The organism is Paenibacillus faecis (assembly GCF_008084145.1).
Classification (GTDB): domain Bacteria; phylum Bacillota; class Bacilli; order Paenibacillales; family Paenibacillaceae; genus Fontibacillus; species Fontibacillus faecis.
Window position 1 is genome coordinate 623,135 of the sequence record NZ_VSDO01000005.1, and the last position, 12,485, is coordinate 635,619.

Genomic DNA, 12,485 nt, shown 5'->3' on the forward strand with positions numbered 1-12,485 from the left:
GAGGTATGAGCGGGTTTATCCCGATCGGCAGGGAGTTACAAAATCACTGGATTCGCCGGGATAAGGATTACTGGAATGTGTTCTGCGAAATGTACTTTCTGGCCCGGTACTCTACCAAACCTGAGGTCAGGGTGATTGACGGGGTAGAGGTGACGATTAACTATCGAGAATTCATTTTCGGGAGATCGTCCTGGAGTACGAGGATGGACATTTCGGAGCGGAGGCTGCGGACCCTGGTCAAAAAGCTGGTCGATGAAGGATTCATTCATCAGGTATCCAAATACAGCAAATTTTCAATCTATTCATTCGATTATGTGCCTGAAATGCACCTAAAAAGCGACCAGCAGAACGACCAGCAGAGCGACCAGCAGGATTCCGAAAAGCGACCAGCAGAAACCCAAGCGGGACAAGGGTTTTCAGTCACAAGCGACCAGCAGGATTTTACGAAGCGACCAGCAGAGCGACCAGCACAGCGACCACAGAAAGAAGAAGGTATTAAAGAAGAAGGTTACAAAGGAGAATGTTTAAATAATATGCCGAGTAAAGAGCATGAACCAATAGCTAAAGAGTTGCTCGCTTATTTGAACAAAAAGGTAGGCAAAAAGTATAGGGCAACTCCTGGAACTTTGAAACTCATCATCGCCCGTTTAAACGAGGGTTACAGCAAAGAAGACTGTTTCCATGTGATTGATGTAAAGTGCGCGGAGTGGATCGGCACCGATCAAGAAAAGTACCTGGATTATGAAACACTCTTTAGACCAAGCAAGTTTCCGAAGTATCTCGAACAGCGGCTTGAAGATGTAAAGCGAATTGGAAGCGGGGGAGGCAACGCGTTGGATAAATTACTTCGAAAGGAGTTAGATGCGAATGGACCGCACCGGCGTGATATTACTGATGAAGTACATCGCGGGAGCGTACCGGAGCTTCCGGACGGTCGATGAAACCCAAGCCGAGGAAGAAGTCGCAGTTTGGCATGATCTTTTAAGAGAAATTCCGAACGAGTTGGCTATGGAAAAGACCCGGCAACTCTGCCAAATAAATAAACATTTTGCCCCGACGCCAGCGGAGATATATCAGGCGTGCGTGCAGAAGCAATCCTTATTATCGATTTACGAGATTCAGCGTCTGGAGAACGAGCAGCAGTTGCTGGAACTCCAAGAGTACCACGAAAGGGAAGAGGTTAAGCCGATGCCGGAACACATCGCCAAGCGTCTAGAATCCCTCTTCGTAAACATGCGGGTGAACCGGGATGAATCTTGAAGCTGAACGCGCTGTTCTCGGTTCACTCCTCAAGGACCATGAACTGATGGATGAATGCTTTCTTTCGCCGGATGATTTCAGTGAATACGAGGGGAACCGCACTCTTTTCAAGGTACTCCAATACGCCAAAGAGCATTTCGAAGGCGAAAAGGAGCCGTTTGATCCGGTGTTGCTGGCCTCCAAATGGGGAGAGCGGCTCCGGCAGGTTGGTGGGCTATCTCATCTTTTGTCCTTACGTCAGTCTGTACCGAGTACGACAAGCTTCGCCCACTACCAACAAAGTGTACGTGAGGCAAGAATACAGCGTGAATTACAGGAGGTCGGGCAGCGAATCGCATCCGAGGGCGGCGGAGACCTATCGGAACTCCGGCTCAAAATGAACGAATTGGCGGAATTGCAACGAGGGAAAGCAGGATCAGGTCCCGTGCATATGGCGTCGATCCTTGAAGGGCACGGTCAAACCATCATGAAACGGGCCCAGTCTCAAGGCGTCACCGGAGCTAAAACGGCCAATGAGGATATCAGCCAGATGAGCGGCGGGCATCAGCCGGGGGACCTGGAGATTTACGCAGCGCGCCCCAGCATGGGGAAAACGCAGTACATCCTGAACGATATGGACGCCGTTACAAAGGCCGGGTGGGCTGCGGTCATCTTCTCCCTAGAGATGGGGGCCCTAAAAATGGTCGAACGTCTGGTATCCACCATTGGTGGTATCAAAAACAAGAAGATTAAATCCGGATTGATGTCGGATAACGATTGGGATTCATACAGCAAAGCGGTTGAGATTATCGCCAGTCGGGATCTGTTCATTGACGATACACCGGGCGCCACCGTGGAGTATGTTCGGCAGCAGGTGAAGCAACTCAAGAAAAAGTACCCGAAGCTGGTTGTTTACGTGGATTACCTGCAGTTTTTGAATACCGAACGGAAATTCACCAAGAACAACGAGAAAATCGGCTATATCACAAAGGTCCTCAAGGGAATCGCCCGCGAGTTGGATGTTTGCATGGTCGCTATTTCAGCGGTCGGCCGGGATTGTGAAAAACGACCCGATAAACGCCCGCTGATGTCCGACCTCCGTGAATCGGGGGATATCGAGAGCGATGCGGATGTGGTGGTGTTCCTCTATCGAGACGAGTATTACAACGCCGACACGATCAAAAAGGGAATCGTTGAGTTGATCGTCGCGAAGGGCCGGGATATCGGGACGGGAACCTTTGAAATGGTGTTCCAGAAGGATACGGGCCGATTTATCAACCTTACCAAGGAAGACAAGGAAAAGCTGGCGGAGAAGGTGAGGGAATATGAGCAGAGTCATAAAAGACGATGAAGAATGGCAACGGGCCGAGGATGCGAAATTCAAACTGGCCGCTGAATTGGACGATCCGCTGAGCGGGATGACGGCTGCGGAGAGGGAACGGAAACTTGCCATCTACGATCGGACGGTGGAACTCGCCGAGTACTACCGCCGCGGCCGGATGGTACAAGAATACCCGGGGCTCCGCGAGCAGTACAAGATTCTCGGATGGACGTTTCAGGAGTTTGATAATTCGGCGGAAGGGGCCTCACCGCCTGAAACCGCACCCGCGGCGGCAAAGCAACCGTCGGCGGCCAGTAGACCGGAACCAAAACGGGAACCGGAGAAACCCAAGCCAAGCCTGTCGGCCTGGCTGGATGATTAAGAGAGGACGGTGTTGAGATGCGAGAAGTGTCAATCCGCAAACTACTGAAATTGTCCACCCTGTCTGAATCCGATAGGGACTATCTACAAGCAGAGCTCAACGATGCGAAGTTTCGGAGGAAATTTAGAACAGGTGGATGTCCCATCTGCGGGGAAGAGCTCTCCCATAGATCATGGAGCGAGGATTATTGGGGCGTAGTTGAAACAATAACACTTTGCGGCCGTAGCTCTGAGGACACACACTTTAAAGATCATTATTCCTACGGTTACACCGATTTGATCGCCGGGAATTTCGAAGCAAGTTATAACTATGCGACGCCTTACGATGAAGTTGAAAAGCTAAGAACAGAATGGTTGTTGGCAGCTACATCTTACAAGAATCGTTGCAAGAAGAATCAAAAATTGGCATATCGAAAAGCAAAAAGCCAGCAAAGGAGGATGAAGCGGGCATGAAGCTCACCATTTCAAAGCGCGAACTGAACGAAGCCGTCCAGCACGTCTCCAAGGCGATCAGTGGCAAGACTACGCTTCAGATCCTGACCGGCATTAAGCTGGATGTCACGTCAGACCAGGTGACGCTCACGGCGAGTGACATCGACACTACGATTCAGGCATTCATTCCGATAACGGCGGCCAATGGAAAGGAGATGGTCACGGTAGAGGAACCGGGTTGCGTAGTGCTCCCGGCAAAATTTCTAGTCGAAATCATCAAGAAGCTGCCGAAAGAAACCGTTGAGATCGAGGTCGGAGAGGGATTTAACACCCGAATCAAGTCTGGTCGGACGGACATCGAACTGGCCGGCATGGACCCACAAGAGTACCCAGCGGCGCCCGCGGTAGACGACGAGCTGACTTTCAGAATAGCGGGAAGCAAGCTCAAGGAGTTAATCCGGTCAACGGTGTTCGCGGTCTCAACCAACGAGCAGAGTCCGATTCTGACGGGCGTGCTATGGAACCTCGACGGCGCTCGACTGAAGCTACTCGCAACCGATCGTCATCGTCTGGCGAGCACAGTGGCTGTTATAGATGCTCCGGAGGACATGAGCTTTCATAACATCGTCATCGCCGCCAAGACGCTGAACGAGCTGGTCAAGATCATATCCGACCAGGAAAGCGTGGAAATCTCGATCGGCAGAAACCAGGTTCTATTCAATGTCGGAGCGGTCCACTTTTACAGCCGCCTGTTGGACGGTAATTACCCCGATACAACGAAGATCATACCGACCAACTTCAAATCGGAGTTGGACGTGGGGACCAAGGCGTTCGGAGATGCGCTCGACCGGGCGTATCTGCTGGCCCGGGAAGAAAAAACGAACATCGTCCGGCTGCAAGCGGGGGAAGATGGTGCGGTTGAAATAACATCTGCGTCGTCCGGCGTCGGAAAGGTTCTAGAACAACTCGAGGCCGAGAAGTTCACTGGCGATCCGCTCCGGATTTCGTTCAACTCCAAATACATGCTGGATGCATTGAAGGTGATCGACAGCGAGCAGTTGCACATCGGATTTACCGGAACCATGAGCCCGATCATCATCCGGCCGGGGGACGGCAAAGAGAGCCTGTACCTGATCCTGCCTTACAGGACGTCGAACTGATATGCGGTTCGTAGGTATCGACCCGGCAACCAAAACGGGATTCGTGGCGCTCAATGAGCAGGGCAGCGTCGAGGTCGAGGTGGAGCTGATCGGGAAGGGGCGAAAGGAACCGGGTGGTCTGACCGCTTATCAGCTCGTATCGCTGGAGAATCAGATTTACAGGTTACTGCAACCCGGGGACATTATAGCGATCGAAGAGCCAGCGTATGGCACGAATATGGGCGTGACAACCGGGATGATCCACGGCGGACTACGAACGATGATTATCCGCAGGCAGCTTGACTACTTCGACGTCAACCCGAACTATACAAAGTCCTTCGTCAACAGCAACCGGCGGGCCAAGGAGGGCGAAGACAAGAAGAAGATCATCGCCGCGGCCGTACTCGCTCACTACGGATACAAACACGGAAGCGACAACGTGACTGACGCCTTTATCATAGCTCATATTGCAAAAGGGATTTACGAGGCGCAGCAGGGAAGCTGGCTTGAGGATTACTTGCCTTATCAGCGAGAAGTCATCACGAAGATTGTAAAGCCGCCTCCCAAGGAGTCGAAGAAGCCAAAACAAAAATCGAACAAACGCCGGGGGAAGCCTGCGGCGGCGGATAGTCACACCCATTTGACAGAACAACCGTTCTTATTTTAGCCGAAAGGAGGCCGGAAACATGTCGAAAATCGACTTTGAACTCAAAGATCGCATCTATCAACTTTATGAAGATGACTTGATCACCCAGAGGGAGGCAGAAATCTTGACTCAAGTGTTCAGCTACCCATCCAGAAAAGAAGCTGCCCAGAAGTTGGGTATCGAGCATCAGTCGCTCAGTGCCTGTATATCGAAGCTTATCCGGGATCGGGTTTTGATCAAGGTAAGAAAGGGCGTGCTGAAGCTTACGGACGATATAAGCGCGATCAACAGGCAAATATCCTACGCTCCGCCGCCGCCGAAAGAGGTGCCATTGGTGATCTCAGATGACGAGCGGAAATGGATGCTACAACACTATGACGGCCGGAAAAGGTCAGAGGCAGCGAAGATACTTGGCCGCAGCAAATACGACATCAATCGAATGGCACTGGCCCTCGGGCTGGACCGGAAGTATTGAGGCTGGGAAGGTGGAGCAACTTGAGCTTTTTGACTTGGCCCCCGATTTCCGAAGTCATAAGAAATTCAAAAACCGGATCTTCCGTGAAAAAGCGGAGCTGGAGCTGGAACTGCGGCAGCAGGGACGGGACGAGATAGTTTACGTCCTCAGCTTTGGAGGAGGAACGCAATCCGCGCATCTGCTTGAGCAGCATCTGCAGGGGAGAATCCATTACGATTACATCATTTTCTCGGATACCGGAGCTGAACCGCAGTTTATTCACGAACAGGTTGAATGGTGGCGAGCTCGGCAGAGGTCATTCGGTAATAAAACGCCGTTTATCATTGCCCGGCACAGCATTATGAAAGGCGGCTTGGAAGAGATGTTGATGCGCTGGATATTAACCGACTATCAGCGGTTCCAGATGCCCGTATATTGTTCAACGTTGGATCAGCAGACAGGGGAGATCAAGCCGGCGGGGATGATGCCGCGCCAATGCACGGTGGATTTCAAGATTATCCCGGTCAAGCAGGCCGCCCGCCGGATGGTAATGGAGAAGCTCGGGTTGGAGTATCGCCAGAAGATGCCTGACCATATCGGATTTATTATCGATATCGGATTTTCCTACGATGAGATCCGCCGAATCAACACTGACCAGTCGCCGCAGTTCAAGTATATGCGGCTTGCCTACCCGCTGGTAGAGGAGAATTTAACAACATCGGATAGCATTCGGTTTTTAGAGGAAAACAACTTCCCGATGCGGCGCAGCCGGTGTTATCTATGTCCGTTTAACTGCGACGGGGCTCGGGATATCGGTATGGATTGGGAAGAAATCATCGAGAGCGAGCCGTTATCTTTCCTGAAAGCTTGCTGGTTCGATGACAAGTTGCGTGAAGTGCAGAAAACAGGAACGAAGATTATGCGCAGCATACCATACCTGCACTACAGCCGGCAGCCACTTAAAGAGGTATATCCATCCGACTATACCAGAATACGTGAAGCGAACGGCATTGAACTTGAAGAATGGGCGATTGAGTGGACAGCATGCATTAAAGAAAATCACGGACTGAGGTGAGAAAGTGGGCATTGAAACTTTGGATAGTATCCAATACAAGACAGCATTTATTCTATTCGGCGGCATTGGCGGGGAGACATCAGGGCTGATGGACTCGCAAATCGAATACGGTGGAAAGGTTTACCGGTTCAAAATTCTTGGTTCAGTAGACTTCGATCCGATTGCATGCCATAACCACGACCTAATAACGGGGGAAAAGACATCCATATGCATGGACCTTTTTACCCGCGAGCAGTACATCGCCTGGAACGGCCAGGAGCCGCCCCCTGATTGGAAGGAACTAACCCCGTGGGATATGTGGGTGGCGCTTGGATACCAGGTCCCGTTCTTCCTTTTTACAAGCCCACCTTGTAAGGGATTAAGCGGGCTGCTGCCGGAAAAGTCGGCCAAGACAGCCAAATATCAGGCTCTCAATCAGCTTACTGTCCGCGGCATTTGGCTTGTGCTCCAGGCATGCATTCAATACGGAGACGGATTACCAGCAATCATTCAGCTTGAAAATGTTCCGCGTATTCGTACCCGCGGAAAGAGCCTCCTGCAACAAATAGAAAAGATGCTCAAAAAATACGGCTTTGCAGTAAACATGCGGGGTGATCATAACCTCGGGAAAATTGGTGGATTGGGGGCCGATCGGCTCCGGTTCCTGATAATGTCGCGGGACGAAGCGCAAGTTCCCAACTTCATTTACTACCCAGAAGAGAAGCCGCTCAAGACCATAGGCGACGTCATTGGCCCGTTACCAATGCCGGGGGATACAGAAGCCGGCGGACCGCTCCATAGGCTACCCAACCTCCAGTGGAAGACGTGGGTCCGGCTGGCCTTTATCAAAGCGGGCGGAGACTGGCGTGACCTTCAAAACGTCCCCTTTGAACAATACCGAATCGTACATGAGGCCCGTGGCGGAGCCTATGCGATAGAAGAGTGGGACAAAACAAGCCGGACGGTCACGGGGACGGCTGGCCCGGGGCGGAGCAACGGCGCGGCTGCTGTATCAGACCCCAGAGTCAACTTCAAGGAGAGCACTCACGGCGCGATTTATCGGGTTTGCCGGGATGATCAGCCAGGCCCTACGGTAACAGGTGCCCATCGGCCAAACAACGGGGCGATTTCTATTTCAGACCCGAGGCTCAAGGACAGAGAAGGGCGGCACCCGGGCGTTTACCGGATAGTCCGAACGGATGAGCCCGCGCCATGTGTAACCGGTACTCGTTTCGGCAGCGGTGCTCTCGCGGTAGCTGATCCGAGGGTAAAAACCGAACTCATGCCGGACAGTTACGGGGTACAAGACTGGGATGCGACGGGGAAGACGGTCCGCGGCGCCAGCCGAATTATGAACAGCCCGGCCAGTGTAAGCGATCCGCGCCTTGAATGTAATCCCCGTTCTGGTTCATATGGGGTTCAGGATTGGAACGAACCGGGTAAAACCGTCACTGGTTCCGGGGATGTCCATTCTGGTTCGGCAGCCTTGGCTGATCCGCGGATTCCGGCGGACACCGATCGAGGAGCGTGGGTTTTGATTGCTGAGGACGGCACTTGGCACCGCCCGCTTACCACCTATGAGCTCGCGATGCTCCAGAGCTTCCCGAGATATCTTCCCGACGGCCGCCCGTTTCAGTTGGAGGGATGCTCAGATGCCAAGGCTCGGGAATACATCGGGAACGCGGTACCCTGCGACGCAGCAAAGGCGATGGGTAATGTGATCCTACTGGCAGCGGCGCAGGCGGAAGCCGGCGAAACGTTCTCAATGAGTTGGGACCCTATCTGGGTGGCGCCGCAGGATAAAGAACAGCCGGCGGTGGTTCACTGATGAATCAGATTATGCTCAACCTGCCGCAATATGGCCCCTGGTTGATAACTCATAAAGGCGATCAATCCTGTCGCATGCTGGCGGATCGACATTATTCCCGGCAAACAATCGGGGCATTGCAGTTCACCCGTCCTGGCAGGAATCTGGTCCTTCGGTCGGCAGACGGCGCCGCGGTGTGGGTGACATGGGACGGGATCAGAGACGATGGCTTGCAGGCTTGGGAGTGTACTATCTTCCGAAACGAGGCTCCCGGACTGTACCTAAGCAGTGATTTGGTTCGGGCTGCCGTCACCGCAACGCACGCCGAATGCAAGTCGGCCTGAGCAAACGTCGCGGATTGGTTTTATTGCAATGGAAAGGGTGAGACCGGTATGGAGCAAATCACATGGGAACAAGGCGCCGCGCTCTTCCGGGAGATTGGCCGGACCCCTCCCGGAGACTGGACGCACGATCTGAACACGATCCAGACCGGTCCGGCAAGAGTCGTTTCCCGCGTGGAGGCCCCGGGTGGCTTGGAGATAGTCTACTTCCGGATGCCGGACGGCTCCGGGGCGTGGCCGGGAGCAAATTGGGATCGGTTCGCGGTGCCACGGCAGCCACAGTTGGTAGAACAAATGACGTTATTTTGAGGAGGGGTTGCATGTACGAATGCTTCTATGCTGGGGCGCGGCATGCCGTCCAGGCAAGTAAATCTGAAATGGTTCAGCATGCGGAAGAAATCAAGGCCTTAATCGACACCCTTCATTTCAACGTTGAAGTGATAGCAGTAAACAGGTTCTACAAATGGGATTTCATCGGGAGGCCATTAATAGGGGGTTTTGCAGGAAGTCTGCATGTATACGTTGCGCGGCCAGATAAAGATACAATCCGAAGAGATTACGAGTTTCGCGGTTATGGTGGCGACGTTTGGGAGCAAGCACCAAACTTTGTGCAGTTAAAGGATTTGGAGAACGGACAGGTGGAACCCGAACAGTTGGCCCTGTTTTAAGGGGGAGAGCGTTTTGGTTAGTAAACAAAAAATCGCAACCGAGACGTCCAACGTTATTGATTACCGCGACCTATACGACCGGCTCAAAGAGATATCAGCGGCCAAGTGGACCCGGGAGATGGAAATGTTCTCGAAGCTGTATTGTTGGAAGTTAAATGATCGAAGGGAGAGTGACCAAAACCATGGGTGACCTAAATAAAGGACTTTATAACAAGTATCAGATCATCAACCGGGAGACTGGGCGGGAAGTTGAGGGCGACTATTTTGTCCTTAAACCTGCAACGGACCCGGCAGCAAGAGCGGCACTCGAAGCTTACGCTGAAGCAACTAATAATGAAAATCTAAAGGTAGATTTGTTTGCTTGGCTGGAAACAATGCCTGAATTCAGCGAATGTGACTGGTGCGGCGAGCCTGCGGTCGAATTAAGTTATCCGCACATGTTTGACCTGGCCATAGGTAAGCGGATGTGCCGCGGCTGCTGGGATCATGACCGCGAGGCTTACAAGGGAGCTTATGGCGAAGACATTGGGCCGTTTCATCCGATTGGAGGGGACAAGGCATGAAAACCATAACGATATTACAGCCCTGGGCGACGCTGATCGCTATCAGGGAGAAACGATTTGAAACGCGGAGTTGGCTGACCAAGCATCGCGGGGCGCTTGCTATCCATGCCGGTAAAAAAATAGATTATGACGCCTGCCGGGTGCCAGAGATCAGCGCGGCGCTCGCTCGGCACGGGTATAAAGCGGACAATCTCCCGACCGGAGCAATAGTAGCAACTGCTCAACTGATCGATTGCTTGAAATCGGTGGATACCTGGACAGATGGATATGAGCTTGAAGGTAGAAGGCTGATATACTCCCCAGAATATGAATTTGGTGATTTCACCCCAGGACGTTATGCATGGGAATTGACTGATGTTCAGCAGTTGACCGAACCGATCCCAGTAAAGGGACAACAAGGGCTCTGGAATTGGGAGGGGCAACTATGAGTGAACGGCTAACGGAAAAACAGGTGAAGGAGATACGCGAGCTCATCCACGAGTGGAGGCCATTTGTGAGCCCCCTTCGCGATCCGCTGGAACGAACGTTGATCTCGGAACAGGCAGGATGGGCTGAAGTCGATCGATTAAACAGGCTTGTTGTCTCCCTCCAGGAACAACTCCGCCAGGCCAGTCAATGCGCTGCACACTGGATATGCCATCATCATGCTGAGGAAACCCGGTTCCATCGGCAGAATTCCGAGATAGGGCAACTGAGAGCCGAAAGAACTCAACTTGTTTTGAATCTGGAAAGTCGCATAGCCGACCAACTACGCTGGGGAACGCCGGTCAGCAAGGAAATAGCACGGGAGCTCCAAGCGATTGTGAATGAAATCAAAGAGGGTGATCTGCATGCTGGACAAAGGGCTTAAAACCGAGAAATGGACACCGGAGCGGTTGGCCGCACACTTGAAGGAGATCGGCGCCGACGGTCCGCCACCTCCCCGGTACGTGGACAATACAATCACGGACAGCCAGAAGGGGCATAACGGGAAGTACATTAAGAAATGGGGGACGGGAAAATGAAAGATGCCACTGTAACTCTAAGCTATGAGAGTTTTCAGGAAATCAAGCGAAAAGCCGACCTTTATGACGCTACCAAAGTGAGCAATCTGGCCAGAGAGGAACGGCAAATCAAATTCATAGAATCATTATGCCATACCATCGAAAAAGCGAATGATAGCAAGTCACTTGAGCACAAACAGTTTTACATCGCCCGAGGAATCCGGGAGATTTGCGAAAACTATGGTATGGACTTGCTAGAAAACTACGGCGAATTAGACGAGGGGCAAGATCCAGAAGCCGAGAAACCTGTCATATCCACCTGAAATCATTTCAAAAATTATTCCGAGAGGGGAAATCAAAATGTCTATCACAATCAAAGCTGGATTCAATAAACAAACGAAAGATTCGAAAAAAGAACAGGTGCAATTCTATGTCAAAGGTGAGGATGAGCATAAGCCGGAGCTCAACGAAATGACGCGCTCAGTGGTCATCCTCAGCATCGAAGGCGTTGAACAGCAGCTTACCGCTGAGTTTAAGAAATCCTCTAAGGACGCGAAAAAAACGGTCCTGGATTTCGAGGTAAAGGGCGACGCTTCAGCAGAAAAGTCGTTCGAGTTTTACAAAAAGGCCGGCCATGATGTCGTGCTGACGATCACCGAATCGGACGAAACGCTGGAAGAGTTCGAGGAGCACCAGAAAAAATACCGCGAGGGCCTGAAGGGGAAGATCAATCCGGACGGAACGGCGGAAGTGGATAAAAACCAGATGACTCTGGAGGAAGCAATGGGCGCCGCAGGGAATGACCCGATGGATGGCGTGGATGATAAGGATCCGGATGATCTGCCGATGTGATGAACAGCCCCGGCTCCGGCCGGGGAATCCCCAATCATCCTGGAGGTGAATGCGAGTGGGGCAATTGAGCTTTCTTCCTGAAATTGATCGGAAGTTAACGCAGGCAGCCGTTGAGGATGCCCTGGAGAAATACCGCATTTATAAGTTCCTCACTTACGAGGAGAGAGAAGCGAGCGTTACGGCCGGTTACAACGAAAGGTTTCACGGCCCGACCAATGTCACCAGCGACCAGACAGCGGACATTGCTGTCCATAACGTAGATAAACAGGCTCAGCGTAAATGGTACTGCGAACGAGTTGAGCGCGTGGTCCGGCGGATGCCACGGATGGAGCGGTTCCTGATCGAGGAGAGGTATTTGACCAAGGAACATGACTATATAACGGACTATCATGTATACAATCATGTGTTCCAGCCGCCGATCAGCGAGGGGAAATACAGCAAGATCAGGTGGAAGGCATTTTATAAATTGGCAGCGGATCTGAATTTGCTTGTTGAAAAGAATATGAACAGCGGGAGTGATGAGGGGGAAATTTAGCCATGCCCCTTCTCATAACCTATAGTGGGTGATGTAAATATGGGGAGCCAAAAGGAGAAATCGTTCAGGC

At 52.1% G+C, this 12,485-nt stretch carries 20 protein-coding genes; all 20 read left to right on the top strand.

The window, feature by feature from the left end; genetic code table 11:
- Positions 1 to 5: 5 nt before the first annotated feature.
- Positions 6 to 941 carry a conserved phage C-terminal domain-containing protein gene (locus FRY98_RS24660; protein ID WP_148457128.1) on the top strand — a complete coding sequence of 312 codons (936 nt, stop codon included), beginning with the start codon at positions 6 to 8 and terminating at the stop codon, positions 939 to 941.
- A complete protein-coding gene (locus FRY98_RS24665; RefSeq protein ID WP_170287177.1) occupies positions 868 to 1,260 on the top strand; it encodes a replicative helicase loader/inhibitor in 393 nt (130 codons plus the stop codon). The genes FRY98_RS24660 and FRY98_RS24665 overlap by 74 nt, the downstream gene beginning before the upstream one ends.
- Positions 1,250 to 2,590, top strand: coding sequence for a replicative DNA helicase (locus FRY98_RS24670; RefSeq protein WP_148457132.1), 1,341 nt, complete (start codon positions 1,250 to 1,252; stop codon positions 2,588 to 2,590). Before FRY98_RS24665 ends, FRY98_RS24670 begins: the two co-directional genes overlap by 11 nt.
- Positions 2,565 to 2,942, top strand: a complete 378-nt coding sequence (locus FRY98_RS24675) for a hypothetical protein (protein WP_148457133.1) — start codon at positions 2,565 to 2,567, stop codon at positions 2,940 to 2,942. Before FRY98_RS24670 ends, FRY98_RS24675 begins: the two co-directional genes overlap by 26 nt.
- 17 nt (positions 2,943 to 2,959) lie before the next feature.
- Complete coding sequence (locus FRY98_RS24680; protein WP_148457136.1) at positions 2,960 to 3,394, top strand: hypothetical protein; 435 nt, start codon at positions 2,960 to 2,962, stop codon at positions 3,392 to 3,394.
- On the top strand, positions 3,391 to 4,533 hold the full coding sequence (dnaN, locus tag FRY98_RS24685) for a DNA polymerase III subunit beta (protein WP_148457138.1): 1,143 nt from the start codon (positions 3,391 to 3,393) through the stop codon (positions 4,531 to 4,533). The genes FRY98_RS24680 and dnaN overlap by 4 nt, the downstream gene beginning before the upstream one ends.
- A 1-nt stretch (position 4,534) precedes the next feature.
- On the top strand, positions 4,535 to 5,179 hold the full coding sequence (locus FRY98_RS24690; RefSeq protein WP_148457141.1) for a hypothetical protein: 645 nt from the start codon (positions 4,535 to 4,537) through the stop codon (positions 5,177 to 5,179).
- A gap of 19 nt (positions 5,180 to 5,198) precedes the next feature.
- Positions 5,199 to 5,633 (top strand): hypothetical protein, encoded by a 435-nt coding sequence (locus tag FRY98_RS24695; protein WP_148457143.1) that lies wholly within the window; start codon positions 5,199 to 5,201, stop codon positions 5,631 to 5,633.
- Positions 5,634 to 5,643: 10 nt separating this feature from the next.
- On the top strand, positions 5,644 to 6,687 hold the full coding sequence (locus FRY98_RS24700; protein ID WP_148457145.1) for a hypothetical protein: 1,044 nt from the start codon (positions 5,644 to 5,646) through the stop codon (positions 6,685 to 6,687).
- Between the two features lie 4 nt (positions 6,688 to 6,691).
- Positions 6,692 to 8,494 carry a DNA cytosine methyltransferase gene (locus tag FRY98_RS24705; protein ID WP_148457147.1) on the top strand — a complete coding sequence of 601 codons (1,803 nt, stop codon included), beginning with the start codon at positions 6,692 to 6,694 and terminating at the stop codon, positions 8,492 to 8,494.
- A 371-nt stretch (positions 8,495 to 8,865) separates the two neighbouring features.
- A complete protein-coding gene (locus tag FRY98_RS24710) occupies positions 8,866 to 9,123 on the top strand; it encodes a hypothetical protein (RefSeq protein ID WP_148457149.1) in 258 nt (85 codons plus the stop codon).
- Between the two features lie 11 nt (positions 9,124 to 9,134).
- Positions 9,135 to 9,482 (top strand): hypothetical protein, encoded by a 348-nt coding sequence (locus FRY98_RS24715; RefSeq protein WP_148457151.1) that lies wholly within the window; start codon positions 9,135 to 9,137, stop codon positions 9,480 to 9,482.
- 13 nt (positions 9,483 to 9,495) lie between these two features.
- The gene (locus tag FRY98_RS28600) at positions 9,496 to 9,672 is read left to right on the top strand and encodes a hypothetical protein (RefSeq protein WP_170287155.1); all 177 of its coding nucleotides are present in this window, start codon (positions 9,496 to 9,498) and stop codon (positions 9,670 to 9,672) included.
- Positions 9,665 to 10,045 (top strand): hypothetical protein, encoded by a 381-nt coding sequence (locus tag FRY98_RS24720; RefSeq protein WP_148457153.1) that lies wholly within the window; start codon positions 9,665 to 9,667, stop codon positions 10,043 to 10,045. Before FRY98_RS28600 ends, FRY98_RS24720 begins: the two co-directional genes overlap by 8 nt.
- On the top strand, positions 10,042 to 10,473 hold the full coding sequence (locus FRY98_RS24725; RefSeq protein ID WP_148457155.1) for an ASCH domain-containing protein: 432 nt from the start codon (positions 10,042 to 10,044) through the stop codon (positions 10,471 to 10,473). The genes FRY98_RS24720 and FRY98_RS24725 overlap by 4 nt, the downstream gene beginning before the upstream one ends.
- The gene (locus tag FRY98_RS24730) at positions 10,470 to 10,895 is read left to right on the top strand and encodes a hypothetical protein (RefSeq protein WP_148457157.1); all 426 of its coding nucleotides are present in this window, start codon (positions 10,470 to 10,472) and stop codon (positions 10,893 to 10,895) included. Before FRY98_RS24725 ends, FRY98_RS24730 begins: the two co-directional genes overlap by 4 nt.
- Positions 10,876 to 11,049: a hypothetical protein gene (locus tag FRY98_RS28605; protein WP_170287178.1), complete on the top strand. Its 174-nt coding sequence runs from the start codon at positions 10,876 to 10,878 to the stop codon at positions 11,047 to 11,049. Before FRY98_RS24730 ends, FRY98_RS28605 begins: the two co-directional genes overlap by 20 nt.
- Entirely contained in the window at positions 11,046 to 11,351 is a 306-nt protein-coding gene (locus tag FRY98_RS24735; protein WP_148457159.1) for a hypothetical protein, read from the top strand. Before FRY98_RS28605 ends, FRY98_RS24735 begins: the two co-directional genes overlap by 4 nt.
- A gap of 37 nt (positions 11,352 to 11,388) precedes the next feature.
- Entirely contained in the window at positions 11,389 to 11,880 is a 492-nt protein-coding gene (locus FRY98_RS24740; protein WP_148457161.1) for a hypothetical protein, read from the top strand.
- Between the two features lie 55 nt (positions 11,881 to 11,935).
- Entirely contained in the window at positions 11,936 to 12,415 is a 480-nt protein-coding gene (locus FRY98_RS24745; RefSeq protein ID WP_249043522.1) for an ArpU family phage packaging/lysis transcriptional regulator, read from the top strand.
- Positions 12,416 to 12,485 lie beyond the last annotated feature (70 nt).

Coding starts and splice junctions, on each gene's coding strand:
- FRY98_RS24675 (WP_148457133.1), top strand. CDS start 2,565: ATGAGCAGAGTCATAAAAGACGATGAAGAATGGCAACGGGCCGAGGAT.
- FRY98_RS24695 (WP_148457143.1), top strand. CDS start 5,199: ATGTCGAAAATCGACTTTGAACTCAAAGATCGCATCTATCAACTTTAT.
- FRY98_RS24720 (WP_148457153.1), top strand. CDS start 9,665: ATGGGTGACCTAAATAAAGGACTTTATAACAAGTATCAGATCATCAAC.
- dnaN (WP_148457138.1), top strand. CDS start 3,391: ATGAAGCTCACCATTTCAAAGCGCGAACTGAACGAAGCCGTCCAGCAC.
- FRY98_RS24660 (WP_148457128.1), top strand. CDS start 6: ATGAGCGGGTTTATCCCGATCGGCAGGGAGTTACAAAATCACTGGATT.
- FRY98_RS24740 (WP_148457161.1), top strand. CDS start 11,389: ATGTCTATCACAATCAAAGCTGGATTCAATAAACAAACGAAAGATTCG.
- FRY98_RS24665 (WP_170287177.1), top strand. CDS start 868: ATGGACCGCACCGGCGTGATATTACTGATGAAGTACATCGCGGGAGCG.
- FRY98_RS24710 (WP_148457149.1), top strand. CDS start 8,866: ATGGAGCAAATCACATGGGAACAAGGCGCCGCGCTCTTCCGGGAGATT.
- FRY98_RS28605 (WP_170287178.1), top strand. CDS start 10,876: ATGCTGGACAAAGGGCTTAAAACCGAGAAATGGACACCGGAGCGGTTG.
- FRY98_RS24735 (WP_148457159.1), top strand. CDS start 11,046: ATGAAAGATGCCACTGTAACTCTAAGCTATGAGAGTTTTCAGGAAATC.
- FRY98_RS24690 (WP_148457141.1), top strand. CDS start 4,535: ATGCGGTTCGTAGGTATCGACCCGGCAACCAAAACGGGATTCGTGGCG.
- FRY98_RS24670 (WP_148457132.1), top strand. CDS start 1,250: ATGAATCTTGAAGCTGAACGCGCTGTTCTCGGTTCACTCCTCAAGGAC.
- FRY98_RS24680 (WP_148457136.1), top strand. CDS start 2,960: ATGCGAGAAGTGTCAATCCGCAAACTACTGAAATTGTCCACCCTGTCT.
- FRY98_RS24730 (WP_148457157.1), top strand. CDS start 10,470: ATGAGTGAACGGCTAACGGAAAAACAGGTGAAGGAGATACGCGAGCTC.
- FRY98_RS24715 (WP_148457151.1), top strand. CDS start 9,135: ATGTACGAATGCTTCTATGCTGGGGCGCGGCATGCCGTCCAGGCAAGT.
- FRY98_RS24725 (WP_148457155.1), top strand. CDS start 10,042: ATGAAAACCATAACGATATTACAGCCCTGGGCGACGCTGATCGCTATC.